The organism is Pseudomonas poae, from assembly GCF_001439785.1.
Classification (GTDB): domain Bacteria; phylum Pseudomonadota; class Gammaproteobacteria; order Pseudomonadales; family Pseudomonadaceae; genus Aquipseudomonas; species Aquipseudomonas poae.
The window spans coordinates 47,069-67,796 of record NZ_JYLI01000006.1 but is presented as its reverse complement, the minus strand read 5'-3'; the positions used below and the strand labels follow the sequence as shown (position 1 = coordinate 67,796).

General features: G+C 61.3%; 17 protein-coding genes. 9 read left to right on the top strand and 8 right to left on the bottom strand.

All coding sequences use genetic code 11. The annotated features are described in order from the left end of the window. The first annotated feature begins 48 nt into the window (after nt 1-48). The 8 genes from TU75_RS09255 to cobA all read left to right on the top strand — a co-directional run bounded on the left by TU75_RS09255 (nt 49) and on the right by cobA (nt 11,570). Entirely contained in the window at nt 49-1,275 is a 1,227-nt protein-coding gene (locus TU75_RS09255) for a CmpA/NrtA family ABC transporter substrate-binding protein (RefSeq protein ID WP_060548752.1), read from the top strand. A gap of 13 nt (nt 1,276-1,288) precedes the next feature. After that, entirely contained in the window at nt 1,289-1,864 is a 576-nt protein-coding gene (locus TU75_RS09250) for an ANTAR domain-containing response regulator (RefSeq protein ID WP_003230332.1), read from the top strand. A gap of 370 nt (nt 1,865-2,234) precedes the next feature. Then, entirely contained in the window at nt 2,235-3,446 is a 1,212-nt protein-coding gene (locus TU75_RS09245) for a nitrate/nitrite transporter (protein ID WP_003230331.1), read from the top strand. Continuing rightward, entirely contained in the window at nt 3,446-5,116 is a 1,671-nt protein-coding gene (locus tag TU75_RS09240; RefSeq protein ID WP_060548833.1) for a bifunctional protein-serine/threonine kinase/phosphatase, read from the top strand. Before TU75_RS09245 ends, TU75_RS09240 begins: the two co-directional genes overlap by 1 nt. A gap of 224 nt (nt 5,117-5,340) precedes the next feature. Then, complete coding sequence (nirB, locus tag TU75_RS09235) at nt 5,341-7,794, top strand: nitrite reductase large subunit NirB (RefSeq protein WP_060548751.1); 2,454 nt, start codon at nt 5,341-5,343, stop codon at nt 7,792-7,794. Continuing rightward, nucleotides 7,791-8,108, top strand: a complete 318-nt coding sequence (gene nirD, locus TU75_RS09230) for a nitrite reductase small subunit NirD (RefSeq protein ID WP_003230326.1) — start codon at nt 7,791-7,793, stop codon at nt 8,106-8,108. Before nirB ends, nirD begins: the two co-directional genes overlap by 4 nt. Continuing rightward, a complete protein-coding gene (locus tag TU75_RS09225; RefSeq protein ID WP_060548750.1) occupies nt 8,108-10,816 on the top strand; it encodes a nitrate reductase in 2,709 nt (902 codons plus the stop codon). Before nirD ends, TU75_RS09225 begins: the two co-directional genes overlap by 1 nt. A gap of 10 nt (nt 10,817-10,826) precedes the next feature. Further along, on the top strand, nt 10,827-11,570 hold the full coding sequence (gene cobA, locus TU75_RS09220) for a uroporphyrinogen-III C-methyltransferase (RefSeq protein ID WP_060548749.1): 744 nt from the start codon (nt 10,827-10,829) through the stop codon (nt 11,568-11,570). 60 nt (nt 11,571-11,630) lie between these two features. Here cobA and TU75_RS09215 read toward each other — a convergent pair whose 3' ends face one another. From TU75_RS09215 to ppsA, 8 genes are all read right to left on the bottom strand, one after another. After that, nucleotides 11,631-12,611: an OmpA family protein gene (locus tag TU75_RS09215; protein WP_003230320.1), complete on the bottom strand. Its 981-nt coding sequence runs from the start codon at nt 12,609-12,611 to the stop codon at nt 11,631-11,633. A 107-nt stretch (nt 12,612-12,718) separates the two neighbouring features. Continuing rightward, nucleotides 12,719-13,309, bottom strand: a complete 591-nt coding sequence (gene sigX / locus TU75_RS09210) for an RNA polymerase sigma factor SigX (protein ID WP_060548748.1) — start codon at nt 13,307-13,309, stop codon at nt 12,719-12,721. A gap of 85 nt (nt 13,310-13,394) precedes the next feature. Then, nucleotides 13,395-14,219: a mechanosensitive ion channel family protein gene (locus TU75_RS09205; protein WP_003193288.1), complete on the bottom strand. Its 825-nt coding sequence runs from the start codon at nt 14,217-14,219 to the stop codon at nt 13,395-13,397. 2 nt (nt 14,220-14,221) lie between these two features. Then, nucleotides 14,222-14,467, bottom strand: coding sequence for a hypothetical protein (locus tag TU75_RS09200; RefSeq protein WP_003230316.1), 246 nt, complete (start codon nt 14,465-14,467; stop codon nt 14,222-14,224). 87 nt (nt 14,468-14,554) lie between these two features. Further along, nucleotides 14,555-15,550: a zinc transporter ZntB gene (locus TU75_RS09195; RefSeq protein ID WP_060548747.1), complete on the bottom strand. Its 996-nt coding sequence runs from the start codon at nt 15,548-15,550 to the stop codon at nt 14,555-14,557. Between the two features lie 25 nt (nt 15,551-15,575). Then, nucleotides 15,576-16,064: a ribonuclease E activity regulator RraA gene (rraA, locus tag TU75_RS09190; protein WP_085986475.1), complete on the bottom strand. Its 489-nt coding sequence runs from the start codon at nt 16,062-16,064 to the stop codon at nt 15,576-15,578. A 178-nt stretch (nt 16,065-16,242) separates the two neighbouring features. Next, a complete protein-coding gene (locus TU75_RS09185; RefSeq protein ID WP_060548746.1) occupies nt 16,243-17,232 on the bottom strand; it encodes an alpha/beta fold hydrolase in 990 nt (329 codons plus the stop codon). Nucleotides 17,233-17,337: 105 nt separating this feature from the next. Further along, entirely contained in the window at nt 17,338-19,713 is a 2,376-nt protein-coding gene (gene ppsA / locus TU75_RS09180; protein WP_060548832.1) for a phosphoenolpyruvate synthase, read from the bottom strand. A gap of 179 nt (nt 19,714-19,892) precedes the next feature. Here ppsA and ppsR point away from each other — a divergent pair, with 179 nt between their 5' ends. Beyond that, nucleotides 19,893-20,711: a posphoenolpyruvate synthetase regulatory kinase/phosphorylase PpsR gene (ppsR, locus tag TU75_RS09175; protein ID WP_003230310.1), complete on the top strand. Its 819-nt coding sequence runs from the start codon at nt 19,893-19,895 to the stop codon at nt 20,709-20,711. Nucleotides 20,712-20,728 lie beyond the last annotated feature (17 nt).

Here is a 20,728-nt window from a genome sequence, read left to right as displayed (position 1 = left end):
CCTTGCTAAGCCTTGCTCACTGGTTTTTTGATTGAAAAGGCGGCATTGATGAACGATTCGGCAGGCAGCGGCCCGACCAGCGATCCATTGGCCTGGGTCCATGGCAGTGACGCCCCGGAAAAGAGCAGCCTCGACCTCGGATTCATGGCCTTGAGCGATTGCGCCTCGCTGGTGGTGGCGGCCACTCAGGGCTTTGCCCAACCCTACGGCTTGACCCTGAACCTCAAGCGCCAGTCATCCTGGGCCAACCTGCGCGACAAGCTGGTCAGCGGTGAACTGGATGCCGCCCACAGCCTGTATGGGCTGATCTACGCGGTGCACCTGGGCATCGGCGGCGTGGCGCCCACCGACATGGCGGTGCTGATGGGCCTGAACCAGAACGGCCAGAGCATCAATCTGTCTCACGGTCTGCAGGCACAGGGGGTGACCACTCCTGAGGCGCTGGACCGCCACGTGCACCAAAGCCGTACAAAACTGACCTTCGCCCAGACATTTCCCACCGGCACCCACGCCATGTGGCTGTATTACTGGCTCGCAAGCCAGGGCATTCACCCCTTGCAGGATGTCGACAGCGTGGTGGTGCCGCCGCCGCAGATGGTTGCGCACCTGCAGGCAGGGCGCATTGACGGTTTCTGTGCCGGCGAACCCTGGGCCGCCAGCGCGGTGAAGCACAATCAGGGCTTCACCCTGGCGACCAGCCAGACGATCTGGCCGAACCACCCGGAAAAAGTGCTGGGCTGCACCCAGGCGTTCGTCGACCAATACCCCAACACCGCGCGCGTGCTGGTGATGGCGGTGCTCGAAGCCAGCCGTTTTATCGAGCAGAGCCAGGAAAACCGCCGTTCCACCGCGCAGCTGCTCAGCGCCCGCGAGTACCTCGACGCCCCGCTCGACTGCATCGAGCCTCGCCTGCTCGGCCATTATGACGACGGCCTGGGCAACCAGTGGCAGGATCCCCATGCGCTGCGCTTTTTCGCCAAGGGCGAGGTCAACCTGCCGTACCTGTGCGACGGCATGTGGTTCATGACCCAGTTCCGCCGCTGGGGTCTGCTGCGTGAAGACCCGGACTACCTTCAGGTTGCCCGCCAGGTGCAGCAACTGAACCTTTATCGCCAGGCCGCCGCCGCCGTTGACGTGCCGGCAAGCCGCCAGGACATGCGCAGCAGCCAGTTGATCGACGGCAAAATCTGGGACGGCTCCGACCCCGCCGCCTACGCCCGCAGCTTCCGCCTGCACGCCCTGGCGGATCACCCCAACCGCCAGGCTCAGCGCTGACAGGAGGCCACCCATGCTGCGAATCCTGTTGATCAACGACACCCCGCGCAAGGTCGGGCGGCTCAAGGCGGCGCTGGTCGAGGCCGGCTTCGAGGTCATCGATGAGTCCGGCCTGACCATCGACCTGCCCGCCCGCGTCGAAACGGTGCGCCCGGACGTGATCCTGATCGATACCGAGTCAGCCGGGCGCGATGTGATGGAGCAAGTGGTGCTGGTGACGCGCGACCAGCCGCGACCGATTGTGATGTTCACCGATGAGCACGACCCGAATGTGATGCGCCAGGCGATCAAGTCCGGCGTCAGCGCCTATATAGTTGAAGGCATCCAGGCCCAGCGCCTGCAACCGATCCTCGACGTGGCCATGGCCCGCTTCGAAAGCGACCAGGCCCTGCGCGCCCAGTTGCAGGCCCGCGACCAGCAATTGGCCGAGCGCAAGCGCATTGAACTGGCCAAGGGCATGCTGATGAAAATGAAAAACTGCAACGAGGAAGAGGCCTACACCCTGATGCGCCGCCAGGCCATGAGCCGCCAGCAGAAACTGATCCAGGTGGCCGAGCAGATTATTGCCATGAGTGAGCTGCTGGGCTGACTGTGGCGAGCGGGCTTGCCCTCATGCCGTTCAGTTAAGCGCAGATTCCCTGTGGCGAGCAGGCTTGTCCTGCGTTGGGCTGCGCAGCAGCCCCAAAACCAGGCGCTGAGCCGTATCAGGTTCACCGTGTTTTGCAGGATTGGGGGCGCTTCGCACCCCAACGCGGGGCAAGCCCGCTCGCCACGGGGGCTCGTTCTTCACAAAGTTTAGTGTTGGCACAGGACTTGCCCTGCATTCATCACAGGTAGCCAACGGCGGTTGCCCTTCCACGACAAAGACGTCGCACATCCGGTTTGCTTTCGCAAACCCGATGGCGGCGTTTTTTTTCGTTTTGGCCTTCTGACAAGCCCCCCTACCGTTGAGGTGCGTGATGAAATCAAGCTTCTGGAAATCCGGGCACACCCCGACCCTGTTTGCCGCGTTCCTGTATTTCGACCTGAGTTTCATGGTCTGGTATCTGCTGGGCCCGCTGGCCGTGCAGATTGCCGCCGACCTGCACCTGACCACCCAGCAACGTGGCCTGGTAGTGGCAACGCCGATCCTGGCGGGCGCGGTGCTGCGCTTTCTGATGGGCATGCTGGCCGACAAGTTGTCGCCCAAGACCGCTGGGCTGATTGGCCAGGTGATCGTGATCGTTGCGTTGTTCGGCGCGTGGAAACTGGGTATTCATAGTTATGAGCAAGCCCTGCTGCTGGGCTTGTTCCTCGGCATGGCCGGCGCATCCTTTGCCGTCGCCCTGCCCCTGGCCTCGCAGTGGTACCCCGCTGAGCATCAGGGCAAGGCCATGGGCATCGCCGGGGCAGGCAACTCCGGCACGGTGTTCGCCGCGTTGCTGGCCCCGGTGCTGGCCGCCGCCTTTGGCTGGAGCAATGTCTTCGGTTTTGCGCTGATTCCGTTGGTCCTCACGCTGATCGTGTTCGCCTGGCTGGCACGCAATGCTCCGCAACGCCCGAAAGCCAAAGCCATGGCCGACTATTTCAAGGCGCTGGGCGACCGTGACAGCTGGTGGTTCATGTTTTTCTACAGCGTGACCTTCGGCGGTTTCATCGGCCTGGCCAGCGCCCTGCCCGGCTACTTCAACGACCAGTACGGCCTGAGCCCGGTGACCGCCGGCTACTACACCGCCGCCTGCGTGTTCGGCGGCAGCCTGATGCGCCCGTTGGGCGGCGCCCTGGCGGACCGTTTCGGCGGCATCCGCACGCTGCTGGGCATGTACAGCGTGGCGGCGGTGTGCATCGCGGCGGTGGGTTTCAACCTGCCAAGTTCCTACGCCGCCCTGGCACTGTTCGTGTGCACCATGCTCGGACTGGGCGCGGGCAACGGTGCGGTCTTCCAACTGGTACCCCAGCGTTTTCGCAGCGAAATCGGCGTAATGACCGGCCTGATCGGCATGGCCGGCGGCATCGGCGGCTTCGCCCTCGCCGCTGGCATGGGCGCGATCAAGCAAAGCACCGGCAGTTATCAACTGGCCCTGTGGCTGTTCGCCAGCCTCGGCGTGCTGGCCTGGTTCGGCCTCTACGGCGTGAAACGCCGCTGGAGAACGACGTGGGGTTCGGCCGCAGTGACTGCCGCGCGCGTCTGATGAGCCTGCAACTAAGCGTCGCCCAGGCCAGCGCCATGGGTCCGCGCAGCGAAAACCAGGATGCCCTGCGCGTGGTCACGCCCAGCGCGGAACTGGCTGCGAGCAAAGGTTACCTGTGCGCCCTCGCCGATGGCGTCAGCCAATGTGCCGACGGCGGCCTGGCCGCGCGCTCAAGCCTGCAGGCGCTGGCCCTGGACTACTACGCCACGCCGCAGACCTGGGGCGTGGCCCAGGCGCTCGAACGGTTATTGCTCGCGCAGAATCGCTGGCTGCAAGCCAACGGCGGCGGCCAGCCGTTACTGACCACCCTCAGCGCCCTGGTGTTTCGCGGCCGGCGCTTCACCCTCGCCCATGTCGGCGACTGTCGCGTGTATCGCTGGCTGGACGGCGAGCTGCAGCGCATCAGCGAAGACCATGTGTGGGAGCAACCGGGCATGCAGCATGTGCTCAAGCGCGCCCTTGGCCTGGATCAACACCTAGTGCTGGATTTTCTCGACGGCGAACTGCGCGCGGGCGAGTGTTTCCTGCTGCTCAGCGACGGCGTATGGGCCACGCTGGGCGAACACAGCATCTGCGCCATCCTGCGCGAGCAAACCAACCTCGACATGGCCGTCAACACCCTGGTGAGCGCCGCGCACTTGGCCGGCAGCCAGGACAACGCCAGCGCGCTGCTGGTGCGCATCGACGCGCTCGGCGCCGCCACCCTGGGCGATGCGCTGGTGCAGTTGCAGCAATGGCCACTGCCGCCGCCGCTCAAGCCTGGCCAGGCGTTCGAAGGCTGGAAGGTGGAAAGCCTGGTCGCGCAGAGCCGACAATCGTTGCTGTACCGAGTGCGCGACGCCCAGCAACAGCCCTGGCTGCTAAAAACCCTGCCGCGCGGCCACGACAATGACACCGATGCGGGCCAGGCGCTGCTGTCGGAGGAATGGTTTCTGCGCCGGGTGGCCGGACGCGCGTTTCCGGACGTTCACCCGGCCAGCGGGCGTCAGCATCTTTACTATGTGATGCGCGAGTACCCAGGGCTCACCCTCGCCGAGCTGTTCAAGCAGCAAGGCCCGTTGCCCCTGGCGCAATGGCAATCCATCGCCGAGCGTTTGCTGCGCGCGGTCGGCCTGCTGCATCGCCGGCAGATCCTGCACCGCGATATCAAGCCGGAAAACCTGCTGCTGGGCGACGACGGTGAACTGCGGGTGCTGGATTTTGGCCTGGCCTACTGCCCGGGCCTTTCCGAAGACCCAATGAATACACTGCCCGGCACGCCGAGCTTTATTGCCCCCGAAGCGTTCAATGGCGAGCGTCCTGCGCCTCAGCAGGATTTGTACAGTGTCGGCATTACGCTGTATTACCTGCTGACGGGACATTATCCCTACGGCGAAATCGAAGCCTTCCAACGTCCCCGCTTCCATCAACCGGTCAGCGCCAGCCGCTATCGCCCCGACCTGCCGGATTGGCTGCCCCTGAGCCTTGAACGCGCCGTGGCCGCGCAACCCGCGCAGCGTTATGAAACCGCCGAAGAATGGCTGCTGGTGCTGGAGCAGGCCGACCGCCGCGAACTGAGCGTACGCCCGCGACCGCTGCTGGAGCGCGAACCGCTGAGGGTGTGGCGCACGTTGGCGCTGGTGTCGCTGCTGATCAATCTGGTGCTGCTGTACGGACTGTTGCACCACTAACGGGCAAAACGCTTCGGCTGTGAGGTTGAACGCCCAGTAAAACTGCGGTTATGCCGACTTGGCACAACCGCTGCATTAGCTTTGGCAACAACCCACATACAGCCGCCCCTTCAACGACGAAGGATCGAGCTTCCCGAGAGAACGGGACCCGGACAAAGGCGTCCTCGCTAGCTAACTAGCGGGGACGCCTTTTTTTGTTTGCGCGTGATTGGTCGGAGAGCGACATGAAAAAACTCAAATTGGTGATGATCGGCAACGGCATGGCCGGGGTGCGTACCCTTGAAGAACTGCTCAAGCTGAGCAGCGATCTCTACGACATCACCGTGTTCGGCGCCGAACCCCACACCAACTACAACCGCATCCTGCTGTCGCCGGTGCTGGCTGGCGAACAAACCTTCGAAGAGATCGTGCTCAACGACCTGGACTGGTACCTGGACAATAACGTCAAGCTGCTGCTCAACCGCAAGGTCGTGCAGATCGACCGGGTCAAACGCAAAGTCATCGCCGAGGACGGCACCGAGGCCGAGTACGATCGTTTGCTGATCGCGACCGGTTCCACACCGTTTATCCTGCCGATCCCCGGCAACACCTTGCAGGGCGTGATCGGCTATCGCGACATCGCCGACACCCAGGCCATGATCGACACCGCCAAGACCCACAAGCACGCGGTGGTCATCGGTGGCGGCCTGCTTGGCCTGGAAGCGGCCAACGGCCTGATGCTGCGCGGCATGCACGTGACCGTGGTGCACATCGGCGAATGGTTGCTGGAACGCCAGCTGGACAAGACCAGTGGCCAACTGCTGCAAACCGAACTGGAAAGCCGTGGTCTGGTATTTCGCCTGGGCGAACACACCCAGGCCCTGCACGATGCCGGCAATGGTCGCGTTGGCTCGGTGCAGTTCAAGAACGGCGACATCATCCCCGCCGATCTGGTGGTGATGGCCGCCGGCATTCGGCCCAATACCGAACTCGCGGAAAAATCAGGCATCCCGTGCAACCGCGGGATTCTGGTCAACGACACGATGCAAACCTACGACCCGCGTATTTATGCGATCGGCGAATGCGCCAGCCATCGCGGGATTGCCTACGGCCTGGTGGCGCCGCTGTTCGAACAGGCCAAGGTCTGCGCCAACCACCTGGCTCAGCTCGGCTTTGCCACCTACAAAGGTTCGGTCACCTCGACCAAGCTGAAAGTCACCGGCATCGACCTGTTTTCAGCCGGCGATTTCATGGGCGGCGAAGGCACCGAGACCATCACCCTCTCCGACCCGATTGGCGGCGTGTACAAAAAACTGGTGATCAAGGACGACATCCTCGTCGGCGCCTGCCTGTACGGCGACACCGCCGATGGCGGTTGGTATTTCCGCCAGATCCGTGAGAACCATGCCATCGGCGAGATCCGCGATCACCTGATGTTCGGCGAAAACGCCTTGGGCGACGTAGGCCATCAGGGCCAGGACAAGGCCATGAGCATGGCCGACAGCGCTGAAGTCTGCGGCTGCAACGGCGTGTGCAAGGGCACCATCGTCAAGGCGATCCAGGAACAGGGCCTGTTCAGTGTCGACGAGGTGAAAAAACACACTAAAGCCGCCAGTTCCTGCGGCTCCTGCGTGGGGCTGGTGGAACAGATCCTGATCAACACCGTGGGCGGCGCGGCCGATGTAAAACCCAAGAGCGAAAAAGCCATCTGCGGGTGCAGCGACCTCAACCACGGGCAAATCCGCCAGGCTATCCGCGAACAGCATTTGCTGACCATCGCCGGCACCATGAGCTATCTGAACTGGCGCACCCCCAACGGCTGCGCCACCTGCCGCCCGGCGCTGAACTATTACCTGATCTCCACCTGGCCCGGCGAAGCCAAGGACGACCCGCAATCGCGCCTGATCAACGAACGGGCCCACGCCAACATCCAGAAAGACGGCACCTACTCTGTGGTCCCAAGGATGTGGGGCGGTGTGACCAATCCTTCGGAACTGCGCCGTATCGCCGACGTGGCCGACAAATACAACGTGCCGATGGTCAAGGTCACCGGCGGTCAGCGTATCGACTTGCTCGGCATCAAGAAGCAGGACTTGCCCGGCGTGTGGAAGGACCTCGACATGCCGTCCGGCCACGCCTACGGCAAATCCATCCGCACCGTGAAAACCTGTGTCGGCAGCGAGTTCTGCCGCTTCGGCACGCAGAATTCCACGCAACTGGGCATTGAGCTGGAGCACGACCTGTTCAACATGTGGTCGCCGCACAAGGTCAAGCTGGCGGTGTCCGGTTGCCCGCGCAATTGCTCGGAAGCCGGCATCAAGGATGTCGGCATCATTGGCGTCGACTCCGGCTGGGAGATGTATATCGGCGGCAACGGAGGCATCAAGACCGAAGTCGCGGAATTCTTCGTCAAGCTCAAAACCGCCGACGAAGTGCGCGAGTACAACGGCGCATTCCTGCAGTTGTACCGCGAGGAGGCCTTCTACCTGGAGCGCACCGTGCATTACCTGCAGCGCGTGGGCATGGAGCACATCAAGAAAGCCGTGCTGGAAGACCAGGCCCGGCGCAAGGCACTGAACGAGCGCCTGCAATTCTCGCTGTCATTCGAGCAGGACCCGTGGAAAGAACGGCTTGAACAGCCGCTGCTGAAAAAGGAATTCGAGGTGATCCCGGTCAAACACCTGGAGGTGCAGGCATGAACTGGCTGGATATTTGCGCCCTCGACGACATCAACGCACTGGGCTCGCGCATCATCAACGGCCCCAAGGGCGACATCGCGATCTTTCGTACCAGTGACGACGAGGTCTTCGCCCTCGACGACCGCTGCCCGCACAAGGGCGGCCCGCTGTCCCAAGGACTGATCTACGGCAAGCGCGTGGCCTGCCCGCTGCACAACTGGCAGATCGACCTGGCCTCCGGCGAAGCCCAGGCGCCGGATATCGGCTGCGCCCACCATCATCCCGCCCGTGTCGAAAACGGCCGGGTGATGCTGGCCCTGCGGGACGCCGGTTGATGGACCGCCAGGTCACCGCGTCCACCTGCTGCTACTGCGGGGTGGGCTGCGGCGTGCTGATCGAGCATGACGGCACACAAATCCTCGGTGTGCAGGGCGACCCTAGCCATCCGGCCAATTTCGGCAAGTTGTGCAGCAAAGGCGCCAGCCTGCACCTGACGGGCGACCTGAGCGCGCGCGCCTTGTACCCGGAGTTGCGCCTGGGCAAAGGCCTGGCCCGTAGCCGTACCAGTTGGGATACCGCGCTGGACCACGCGGCCAGCGTGTTTGCCGACACCATCGCCGAACACGGGCCGGACAGCGTGGCCTTCTATATTTCCGGGCAACTGCTTACCGAGGACTACTACAGCTTCAACAAACTGGCGCGAGCGCTGGTGGGCACCAACAATCTGGACAGTAATTCACGGCTGTGCATGTCTTCGGCGGTGGTCGGCTACAAGCGCAGCCTGGGCGCCGACGCGCCGCCGTGCAGTTATGAAGACCTCGACACCAGCGACTGCGTGATGATCGTCGGCAGCAACATGGCTTACGCCCATCCGGTATTGTTCCGACGCCTGGAGGAAGCCAAGGCCCGGCGTCCGCAGATGAAAGTCGTGGTGATCGACCCTCGGCGCACCGACACCTGCGAATTGGCTGACATGCACCTGGCCATCCTGCCAGGCACGGATGTGGCACTGTTCCATGGGATTTTGCATCTGCTGCTGTGGGAAGACTGGATCGACCGTGATTTTATCCAGGCCCATACCGATGGATTGACGCAGCTTAAACGCCTGGTGCATGACTACACACCGCAGATGGTCACGCAGCTGTGCGGGATCAGTGTCGAGCAATTGCGGTTGTGCGCTGAATGGGTGGGTACCTCCCCTGGCTTTTTGTCGCTGTGGTGCATGGGGCTCAACCAGTCCACCGCCGGCAGCGCTAAAAACAGCGCGCTGATCAATCTGCACCTGGCCACCGGCACGATTGGTCGACCGGGCTGCGGGCCGTTCTCACTGACCGGCCAGCCCAACGCCATGGGCGGGCGCGAAACCGGCAGTTTGTCGAACCTGTTGCCGGGTCACCGGGAAGCCGCCAATCCTGAACATCGCGCAGAGGTCGCCAGTTACTGGGGCGTGGATGCGTTGCCGGAGCCGACCGGGCTGACGGCCATTGAGCTGTTCGAACAGGTACAGGCCGGCAAGATCAAGGCGTTATGGATCGCGTGCACCAACCCTGCGCAATCGCTGCCGGACCAGACGGCCGTACGCGCCGCCCTCGCAGCCTGCCCGTTCGTGGTGTTACAGGAAGCCTTTCGCACCACCGAGACCGCCGCCTACGCCGACCTGCTGTTGCCAGCCGCCAGCTGGGGGGAGAAAGAAGGCACGGTGACCAACTCCGAACGGCGTATTTCCCACGTGCGCCGCGCCATTGCCCCTCCCGCAGAAGCACGGCCGGACTGGGCAATCACCGTGGATTTTGCCCAACGTCTGGAACAGCGTCTGCGTCCGGGGCTGCCGAGTCTGTTCGCCTTCGAGCACCCGGCGCAGATTTTTGATGAATTCAAGCTGCTGACCTGTGGGCGTGATTTGGATTTGTCGGGTATCAGTCATGCCCTGCTCGACGAACTGGGCCCGCAGCAGTGGCCCTTTCCCATGGGCTCACGCAGCGGCACATCGCGCCTGTATACCGACGGAATCTTCCCGACCGAAGGGGGGCGCGCGCACTTTATCGCCGACCCTTATCGCGCAGCCAAGGAACAGCGCGACGCGCGCTTCCCCCTGACCCTGATCACCGGCCGCCTGCGCGATCAATGGCACGGCATGAGTCGCACCGGCACTGCGGCGCAGTTGTTTGGGCATGTGAACGAGGCATTGTTGAGCCTGCACCCGGATGAACTGCGCCGCCATCGTTTCAAGGAAGGCGACCTGGTGAACCTCAAAAGCCGGCGCGGCAATGTGATCGTCGCCGTGAGCAGTGACGACAGCGTGCGCCCCGGCCAGGCATTCCTGCCGATGCACTGGGGCGACCGGTTTCTCAAGGGCGGCGTGAATACCCTCACACAGCCGGCGTTCGACCCGCTGTCAAAACAGCCTGAACTCAAGCACAGCGGCGTGCGGCTGGAGGCGGTGCAGTTGCCATGGCAGCTGTTTGCCCTGATAGAGGGCGATGTGCAGCAACACTTCGAGGCACTGCGCCCGCTGTGCGAGGGTTTTGCCTATGTGAGCCTGAGCCTGGCCGGGCGGGAACGGCCGGCGTTGCTGGTACGCGCGGCACATACCGCAGCGCCCGAGCTTGAGCTGCTGACGCGAATCGACCAAATGCTGGGCCTGCACGATGGCCCCGTCATGGCCTACGACGATCCGCGCCGCTCGATCGGCAAGCGAGTGAAGATTGAAAAAGGCCGCATCACGGCGGTGCGCCTGGCCGGTGAAACCCTGGCCCGTCATTGGCTGCAGAGCCTGTGGCTGGAAGGCCGCACCGATGACCAACTGCGCCGCTGGCTGCTCGCGCCCTTGAGCGCTGCGCCGGGTGGTGCGGCGCCAAACAGCAAAGTGCTGTGCAACTGCATGAACGTCAGTGAAAGCGCCGTGTGTGCCGGTATCGCCCAGGGCATGGACCTCAATGGGCTCAAGCAGTCCCTGGGATGCGGTACGCAATGTGGCTCCTGTGTGCCGGAAATCAAACGTCTGTTGGCAAGCCATCCGCAGCCAATCGCTATCAGTGTGTGAGGACAGGAATATGAGCGCAAAAGTCTGGCTGGTAGGCGCAGGGCCGGGAGACCCGGAGCTGTTGACCCTCAAGGCGGTACGGGCGATGAACGAAGCCGACGTGGTGCTGATTGACGACCTGGTCAACCCGGCGGTGCTGGAGCATTGCGGCAACGCGCGCGTGATTACGGTGGGCAAGCGTGGCGGCTGTCGTTCGACGCCACAGGACTTCATCCATCGCCTGATGCTGCGTTATGCACGTCAGGGCAAGTGTGTGGTGCGACTCAAAGGCGGCGATCCGTGCATTTTCGGACGTGGCGGCGAAGAGGCGATGTGGCTGCGCGAGCGCGGGATCGAGGCGCAGGTGGTCAATGGCATTACGTCCGGCCTGGCAGGCGCAACCCAGTGCGATATCCCGCTGACGTTGCGCGGTGTCAGCCGTGGCGTAACGCTGGTCACCGCGCATACCCAGGACGACAGCCGCCTGAACTGGCGCGCGCTGGCTGAAGGCGGGACGACGCTGGTGGTGTACATGGGCGTGGCGAAGCTGGAAGAGATACGCCAGCAATTGCTCGAAGGCGGCATGACGGCGGATATGCCGGTGGCGATGATTGAGAATGCATCGCTGCCCCAGCAGCGGGAGTGCCGCAGCGTACTGTGGCGCATGCAGGATGATGCCCAGGCTTTTGCATTGAAGAGCCCGGCAATCCTGGTGATTGGCAAGGTGGCAGCGGCTGAGCAGGCGGCCTATGTAGCAGTGGCGGCGAGCGCCTGAGGCAAATTGCAGACGAAAAAAAGCCCGGCCTGAGCCGGGCTTTTTTCTACTACTCAGTAATTACTGAGCGGTAGCTTCAACCGACGCTTCTACGCGACGGTTAACAGCGCGACCAGCTTCAGTTGCGTTGTCAGCAACTGGGCGGGATTCGCCGTAACCTACAGCAGTTACACGGCTAGGAGCCACGCCGTCTTTAACCAGGACTTGCTTGACAGCGTCAGCACGACGCTGGGACAGCTTCTGGTTGTAAGCGTCTGGACCTACGGAGTCAGTGTGACCAGCAACTTCTACGTTGGTGGACGGGTACTGAGCCATGAAGTCGGCCAGGTTTTTCACGTCGCCGTAGCTGTTAGGCTTAACAACGGCTTTGTCGAAGTCGAACTTAACGTCCAGCTCAACACGAACAACCTGAGCAACTGGAGCTTCTGGCTCTGGAGTTGGCTCTGGAGCTGGTGCTGGGGTAGGAGCTGGAGCAACTGCGCCAGCGTTACCGCCGAAGTTCACGCCCAGGCCGACCAGTGCGGAGTAGTCCCACTTGCCGTTGTCCAGACCGTAGTCAGCTTCAACACCGGCACGAGCGTACAGGTTGTTGGTGAAGTAGTACTTCACGCCGGTACCGACAGTGGCGAAAGTGGTCTGATCGCGACCGCTGTGGCCGTCAGCTTGCACGTTGCCACGGCTCTGGTGGCCGAAACCGCCTTCAACGTATGGACGCAGGCTGTCAACGCCGGCCTGACCGAAGTGGTACTGAGCCACGAGGCTGCCAGTGTCACCTTTGATCTTCTGGCTACCAGTACCGTCGTTCGAACGGGTGTGGTTGGTCTTGTCGTAGGACAAGTTCAAGGACAGATCGTCGGTCAGGAAGTAACCAATGCGAGCGCCTGGGTTGAAGCCGTCTTCGATGTGCTTGACGCTATCGTTGTACTGCTTCTTGTAGAACAGCTCGCCTTCAACTGCGCCTTGGCCTTGTGCCAGAACGCCGAAAGAAGTTGCGGCAATAAGAGAACCAATGGCCAAGCCCAAGGTGTTTTTCAGTTTCATCCGTTAAATCCCCATCTGGTGATTGTAAAGCAGTCCCACAAACCGGGGGACAACTCGGCGACAAGTCTAACAGAACTTGCCTACACGTAAGAGATATTTGCCACGCACTAAGTTTCAGTCTCGTCCGCAAATTTCTCACGTAATTTATCTAGAGCACGTTTGTACCGCATTTTTGTAGCACTCAAACCCATGTGCATGATGTCAGCGATTTCCTGGAACTCAAGCTCTGCGACGAATCGCAGCACCAGAATCTCCCGGTCAATCGGGTTCACATACACCAGCCAGCGATCGAGTCCGCCCTTGTCCTCGGGTGTCGGCGCCTTTTCTTCAGACGCTTCCTCAAGGGAGTCCAGACTCAAGGCGTCCATCAAGCGACGCTTTCGCCGTTCCTTCCGATACTGCGTGATGCACTCGTTGTACGTGATGCTGTAGAGCCAGGTCTTGAACTTCGATTTACCCTCGAAGTTCTTGAGGCCATACAGCACCTTGAGCATCACTTCCTGACAGACATCGTCCGCATCTCTATCGTTCCCCAAATATCTTGAACAAACGTTGAACAGAGTGCGTTGATACCTGCGCATCAATTCTTCATAGGCGCGCGTGATGTGAAACAGCTCCGTATGTGCACGCGCGACCAGCTCCTCATCAGAGAGCTCACGGGGGTCATAGCGCGTGGACAGCGTTTGAGCTTTATTCAAAACAAGTCGTGCCGACAGTCAGGTCAATGTCCGCTACGGCCCGGCAAGCCGGGTTCGCGGCGGCGTACATTAGCAGGGTGCCGGGTCAGCGGCTACTGACCTGCTGCTCAAGGAGTATCCGATTGGACAGCGACACCAGCTCGCCATCATCGGTCAGCACTGTCGTTTTGACAGTACCGATTTCCTCGATTTGCCCTTCGACCTCGCCCACACGCACCTGTTGCCCTACTTGATACAGCTCACGCACGTAGATTCCCGCAAGAATCTGACCGGCAATTTCCCGGCTTCCCAACCCCATGGCCAGCGCAACTGCCAGACCAACGGTAATCAAAACAATCACAATCACGTGGTTGAGCAGGTCAGTCTTGACCTCCAACTGGCTGATCGCGACCGAAATACTGATGATGATCACCAGCCCCTGGGCAATTCGCCCCAGGCCGGCGGCATAGTCCAGCCCCACGCCTTCGGCGGCTCCGCGCACCAGCCCATTGGCCAATTGCGCAAGGAGAACCCCTACCAGCAGTACCAGCGCGCCGCCGAAAACCTTGGGCAAATACAGCGCCAGCATGTCGAGCGTAGCTGAAACTCGCTCAAGTCCAAGGGACTGAGCCGCCGAAACCAGAAATATCAGCAAAACGAACCAGTAGACAATCTTGCCGATCAAGGTGGAGATCGGCACTTGCAGCCCGGCGCGGCCCAGTAGCTTGGTCAGGCCGGTGCCTGCCATCAAGCGATCCAGACCCAGTTTCGCGAGCAGTTTGGACAGCAGGGTGTCGAGCAGCTTGGCCACGACAAACCCGAGCAATACCAGCACCAGGGCACCAAACAGGTTGGGAATGAAATTCGCCACCTTGGTCCACAATGCCGTCATCGCGGTGACCAGGCTCTGGGTCCAGAGATCAAGTTCCATATTCAATCAGCCTTATCAGCAGTGCGAGCAAGAGGTTTGCCACGGGAAACCGGGGAGACGTGAGCCGAACCGTTGTTCAGGGCCATCATCAACGCCGGCACCCAACGCCCGAGCAGCCCGAACAGGTCTCCCGCCCCAACCTGACGGTTGGCGGTTTTCAATACGCGACCCAGGCACGCATCGTCATCACGGTTGGATGGCGAAGCATTCAGCATGTCACGCAAAGACTGTTCAAACGGATCGTGCATAAAGGACCTCTCGCAAGTGAATTAAAAGACGAGGGTTAAATTCCTGAGGTCACATCCGACCCTTCCTACGTTCAGCTCGTATTCAGGTCAAACCCAACGCAAACGTCGAAACAGCCACCATTGCCCGAGCGCCACGGACACCATCAGCAGGCACGCTATCGCAAATCCGTAGGGGCTGGAGGAGAAAGGAATACCTCCCACATTTATACCCAGCAGGCCTGTGAGAAAACTCATCGGCAAAAAGATCCCGGTGATGATTCCGAAGCGGTACATCGTGCGGTTCATGCGCACGCTCAAGCGTCGGTCTTCTGCTTCAAGTACAAGCCCCACGCGCTCCCGGGTCAATTCAAGCTCTTCCAGGTAGCGGGTCAGGCTGTTGTTCAATTCGTTCCAGTAGTCGGCATCGTCGTCACAGAACCACGGCAATTTGATGCGCGTCAGCTGACCGAAAATATCCCGCTGCGGCGCCAGGAATCGCTTCAGCCCGGCGGCTCTGCGACGGATCTGCAGGATGCTGCCATGCTCCGGAGTATACCGTTCGTCGGCATCGAGTTTTTCTTCTTCTGAATCGACGATTTCAGACAGGTCGGTCACCAGATCCTGCACTTTATGGGTCAGGTACTGCGCCATATAAAGGATGAGTTCAGAGGTGTTTTTTGGCCCTTTGCCTTCCGCCAGTTGCACCAGCAGCTCATCGGTGGCGCGCAGAGGGCGCAAACGCAGGGAGATCACCCGGCTGGCAGCCGCGAAGATGCGCGCTGAGACCATATCCTCCGGCTCGGCGCCCGGGTTGAGATTGACTCCGCGCAGAAACAGCAGCAATTCGTTATCCGGCAGCGGCAATAGCCGTGGACGGGTGTTCTCCTCCAGCAGCAGGTCACAGGCGAACTCGCTCAAGCCGCTGGAGTGGCGCAGCCAGGTCCGGGTTTGCGGATGACTGCGATCCCAATGCAGCCACAGGCTTTCCCGGGGTTGCAGTTGCAGGTCGTCCAGTTCAGTCCGGGCAATCGAACGCGCGCCGCCTTTACCGTCCAGCACCAGGGCATGTACCAGCCCCCATTGCGCGTTTTCTTCCTCGAACATCCTCACCCCTGTCGGCTATTGCAGTTTATTCAGGCATTTTCAGCGGGCTGGGTGACACGATCACACCGTTATTGTCGGCGTAGATGTATTCGCCCGGACGGAACGTAACGCCCGCAAAGGTCACCACCACGTTCAGGTCCCCGATGCCGCGCTTGTCGGTTTTCATCGGGTGACTGGCCAGCGCCTGCACGCCCAGATCGGTCTGGGCGATCACGTCGACGTCACGGATGCAACCGTAGATCACCATGCCTTCCCAACCGTTTTTTGCGGCTTTCTCAGCGAGCATATCGCCCAGTAATGCGCGACGCAGCGACCCCCCACCGTCTACCACCAGCACCTTGCCGGCACCCGGCAGGTCGACCTGTTCCCTGACCAGGGAGTTGTCTTCGAAACACTTGAGGGTGACGATCTCGCCGCCAAAGGAATCGCGGCCACCGAAATTGCTGAACATCGGCTCGACCACCTGCACCAGGTCCGGGTAGGCATCGCACAGGTCGGGGGTTGCGTAATGGATCATGGAAAGAGTCCCTTGCGTCAAAAAGCTGTCTTTGGAAAGAAGCGTCTGCCTCGCAGGTACGCAACATCCCATCCGCTTCGCCGCAACGCAAGCGCGAGGCGGCGACTGAATATGACCAGAAGCGTTTAACGCGTCATAGCTTAGCCGCAACCGCAGATCAGCGAAAAGCCCCGGATCAAACCGTGGCCATCAGCTCGGGCCGGGCCGCGAGCAACGGTCTCAGCGGATCTTTCAGCCATTGCGCCGCCAACGGCCAGACTTCAGCCTGGGCGGCCTTGCTGACGAGCATTTCCACATGCCCGAAATCCCCGTTGAACCCTTGCCCGCGCCCCAGGCACAGGTATTGGCGATGCTCGCTGCCGACTTGTTCGAACAGCTTGCGGCAGGCCCAGTCCGGGTCTTGTTCGTCGCCCGCGGCGCTCACCGCCAGCAACGGCACATCGACCTGCGCCAGGCCCTTCCACCAGTCGGCGTCGGCATCGCCAAACCGGCCGAATAGACCATTCCAGCGCAACGCCTCGATCATCACGCCTGCCGGTTCATCTTCGGGCCCGCGCTTGAAACGCGGCCCGGACACTCGAGCAAAGCGCTTGAGCAGCCAGCGAGCACACCACTCCACAGGCGGAATTTTCAACGGCCAGTGCGTTCGGCTGACCTGGCAGCCGAACAACGCCACCGAGGCCACCGTCGATGCGTCCAGATGGCGCGCGCCCAAGGCTGCAGCCAGGGTGATGGCACCGAGGGAATGTCCGATCCAATGCGGTGTCTGCGCGCTTTGCTCATGCACAAAAGCGCCGATGGCCGGCAAGTCGTAACGCGCGTAGTCGGCCACGCGATTTTTCGCATAGTCCTGGTTGCGCCTGGACAGCCCGTGCCCGCGCATTTCCGGGATCCACACATCAAACCCCTGGCGCGCCAGGTGAGCGCCGAGGCCGAGGCCTTTGGGCGAATACCAGAAACGCCGGTTGGAAAAGCTGCCGTGCAACAAGATAACCGGAACGCCCCGGTTTTCCGGCACATCGGCCAGGCCCAAACGGGTAACGGCCAGCTCGACGGTGCCGTCGGGGCTGTTGCCGGGTTTGAGCCGATAGACGTCTTCACTCAGGTCGCCACGACGTTCAGCACTGATCAAGGCGACGGGAAACAGATTGCTGCTGCTTTGCATAATGCTCTTGCACAAAAAAGGGCGGCGTCCGCGAGGATTCCCGCCCTGTACAGATAAGAATGCCGGTCGCCCGCGAGGGTAACCGGCACTTTTGACGTAGCGACTTTAAGCGGACGCTTGGCCTTCCGCGAGGAAGAACCAGGTTTCCAATACCGAATCGGGGTTCAGCGAGACGCTTTCGATGCCCTGTTCCATCAGCCACTTGGCCAGGTCCGGGTGATCGGAAGGGCCCTGGCCGCAGATGCCGATGTACTTTCCGGCCTTGTTACAGGCCTGGATGGCGTTGGCCAGCAGCTTCTTGACCGCCGGGTTACGCTCGTCGAACAAGTGCGCGATGATCCCCGAGTCGCGGTCCAGGCCCAGGGTCAACTGGGTCAGGTCGTTGGAGCCGATGGAGAACCCGTCGAAGAACTCCAGGAACTCTTCGGCCAGGATGGCATTGGACGGCAACTCGCACATCATGATCACGCGCAGGCCGTTTTCGCCACGGGACAGGCCGTTTTCGGCCAGCAGGTCGACCACTTGGCTCGCCTCGCCCAGGGTGCGCACGAACGGCACCATGATTTCGACGTTGGTCAGGCCCATCTCGTTGCGTACACGTTTGAGCGCGCGGCATTCGAGTTCGAAGCAGTCACGGAACGCTTCGCTGATGTAACGCGAGGCGCCGCGAAAGCCCAGCATCGGGTTTTCTTCTTCAGGCTCGTAAAGCTTGCCGCCGATCAGGTTGGCGTACTCGTTGGACTTGAAGTCCGACAGGCGCACGATCACCTTTTTCGGGTAGAACGCCGCCGCCAGGGTGCTGATGCCTTCCACCAGTTTGTCGACATAGAACCCCACCGGGTCGTTGTAGCCGGCGATGCGCTTGTCGACGCTCTCTTTGATGTCCAGCGGCAGTCCGTCGTAGTTCAACAGGGCCTTGGGGTGCACGCCGATCATGCGGTTGATGATGAATTCCAGACGGGCCAGGCCCACACCAGCGTTCGGCAACTGCGCGAAATCGAAGGCGCGGTCCGGGTTGCCGACGTTCATCATGATCTTGAACGGCAGGTCGGGCATAGCGTCGATGGAGTTTTGCTTGATGTCGAAGCCCAACTCGCCTTCGAAGATGAAACCGGTATCGCCTTCGGCGCAGGACACGGTCACGCCCTGGCCGTCTTTCAACAATTGGGTGGCGTTGCCGCAACCCACGACCGCCGGGATACCCAGCTCACGGGCGATGATCGCCGCGTGGCAGGTACGCCCGCCACGGTTGGTGACGATAGCGCTGGCACGTTTCATCACCGGTTCCCAGTCCGGGTCGGTCATGTCGGAGACCAGCACGTCACCGGGCTGAACCTTGTCCATCTCGGACACGTCCTTGATGATCCGCACCTTGCCCGCGCCGATGCGCTGGCCGATGGCACGGCCTTCCACCAGCACGGTGCCGGTCTCTTTCAGCAGGTAGCGTTCCATGACGTTGGCCGAGGTGCGGCTCTTCACGGTTTCCGGACGGGCCTGCACGATGTACAGCTTGCCGTCGTCACCGTCCTTGGCCCACTCGATGTCCATCGGGCACTTGTAGTGCTTTTCGATGATCATCGCTTGTTTGGCCAGTTCGCTGACCTCGGCATCGCTCAGGCAAAACCGCGCGCGATCGGCCTTGTCCACGTCCACAGTCTTGACCGAGCGGCCGGCCTTGGCCTCGTCGCCGTAGATCATCTTGATGGCCTTGCTGCCCAGGTTACGGCGCAGGATGGCCGGACGACCAGCCTCAAGGGTGTGCTTGTGCACATAGAATTCGTCCGGGTTGACCGCGCCTTGTACGACGGTTTCGCCCAGGCCGTAAGCGCCGGTGATGAACACCACGTCACGGAAGCCCGATTCGGTATCGAGCGTGAACATCACGCCGGCGGTGCCGGTTTCCGAACGCACCATGCGCTGCACGCCGGCAGACAGGGCCACCAGCTTGTGGTCGAAACCCTGGTGCACGCGGTAGGAAATGGCGCGATCGTTGAACAGCGAGGCAAACACTTCCTTGGCCGCGCGGATCACGTTTTCCACGCCACGGATGTTCAGGAAGGTTTCCTGCTGACCGGCAAAGGAGGCGTCGGGCAAGTCTTCGGCGGTGGCCGAAGAACGCACGGCCACGGCCATGTCCGGGTTGCCGGCCGACAAAGCGGCGAAGGCGGTGCGAATTTCTTCGTTGAGCTTTTCAGGAAACTCGGCCTCCATGATCCATTGGCGGATCTGGCTGCCGGTTTTGGCGAGGGCGTTGACGTCATCGACGTCCAGAGCGTCCAGCGCGGCGTGGATCTGAGCATTGAGGCCGCTCAGTTCGAGGAAATCACGGTAGGCCTGGGCCGTGGTGGCGAAACCACCGGGCACCGACACACCTGCGCCAGCAAGATTACTGATCATCTCGCCGAGGGATGCGTTCTTGCCCCCTACGTGCTCTACATCATGGACGCCGAGCTTATCGAGGGAAACTACGTACTCTACCAAGGTGATCTCTCCACTTTCTGTGTTGGAAAAGCTCATGGACGCCAGCGGCTCTGTAGGAGCATTCGCCAGCGCTTGTGGCCTGGGCCTGGAAAATAAGTGAGAATGCGGCCCACTGCGGGACAGCAAAATCGCGCCTATCATATCCAAGATTCGCCATCAGCTTAAGGCCCAGGGCTCAAATGAAACGATCTGCTTTCTTTATCTCCGACGGCACCGGCATTACTGCCGAAACCCTGGGCCAAAGCCTGCTCGCGCAGTTCGAAAACATTACCTTCGCCAAATTCACCCGGCCTTATATAGACAGCGTGGACAAAGCGCGGGCCATGGTACAACAAATCAATCTGGCGGCTGAAAAAGACGGCTGCCGCCCGATCATTTTCGACACCATCGTCAACCAGGACATTCGTGAGATTCTCGCGACCTCCAATGGTTTCATGATCGACATCTTCTCCACCTTCCTGGCGCCGCTGGAGCAGGAGCTGAGCGAACATTCTTCTTATTCGGTAGGAAAGTCCCACTCCATCGGGCACAACTCCAACTATATGGAGCGTATCGAGGCGGTCAACTTCGCCCTCGACAACGACGACGGCGCGCGCACGCACTACTACGACAAGGCCGACCTGATTTTGGTGGGCGTATCGCGTTGCGGCAAGACGCCGACCTGTCTGTACATGGCCATGCAATTCGGCATCCGTGCGGCCAACTACCCGCTGACCGAAGACGACATGGAACACCTGACCCTGCCCGCCGCCCTGCGCGCGCACTCGCACAAGCTGTTCGGCCTGACCATCGACCCGGACCGCCTGACCGCGATCCGCAACGAGCGCAAGCCCAACAGCCGCTATTCGAGCTATGCCCAATGCGAGTTCGAGGTGCGTGAAGTGGAAAATCTGTTCCGTCGCGAAAATATTGCGCATATCAACTCCACGCATTTTTCGGTGGAAGAGATCTCGGCGAAGATTCTGGTGGAGAAAGGTGTCGAGCGCAGATTCAAGTAATCAATGCCCACATGACT